Source organism: Arthrobacter sp. JCM 19049, assembly GCF_001310435.1.
The window spans coordinates 1-571 of the sequence record NZ_BAXF01000914.1; the positions used below are offsets into that span (position 1 = coordinate 1).

1 protein-coding gene is annotated in these 571 nt (G+C 69.5%); it reads right to left on the reverse strand.

Features of this window, described 5'->3' with window-relative positions; all coding sequences use genetic code 11:
- Positions 1–152: 152 nt before the first annotated feature.
- Positions 153–422, reverse strand: a complete 270-nt coding sequence (locus JCM19049_RS17090; RefSeq protein WP_279403511.1) for a hypothetical protein — start codon at positions 420–422, stop codon at positions 153–155.
- Positions 423–571: the final 149 nt, after the last annotated feature.

Consider the following 571-nt stretch of genomic DNA (forward strand, 5'->3'; position numbering starts at 1 on the left):
CACGATCCACAAGAGGCGCGGCACCGCCATCACGCAGGCGGTGGCGAAGGCCGCGGCGATCACCGAATGGTTTGAGGGCCAGGACCAGGAACCGGCCTCCGGGCACGCCAGCACCGTGACCACTTCCAGGGTCCGGCAGGGGCGCTCCTCGGTCACCAGCAGCTTGATCCCCTCACTGGCCGCATAGGCAGGATGACCCCAACCCCGGATCCGGCCAGGCGCCAGAAGGCCGCCCGATCCCTTGCCCAGCCCCACAGCGCCACCGCACCGGTGAGCACCACCAGGGCCACCAGCCCCGGCTCGGTGATCACCGCGGCCACCTGTCCCAGCGCCGGAAACTGCGCGGCCGCCCCGGAGACGCACGTAGATGGTTCCCTGAAGACGTAGGAGGCGAAACCGGCCACCGCCAGCAGGAGCAGCATCAGCAGGGATGGTTTCAGGGCCGGCAGTGACAGGTGGGGATGCTTCGAACTCATGGATCACGAGTATACGGAGTCGGGCCTGCCCCGGCGGCCCGCCGGTCAGTGGCGCGGGCATGGTGCCGGTGACACCACACCGCCCGAGGCCTTAA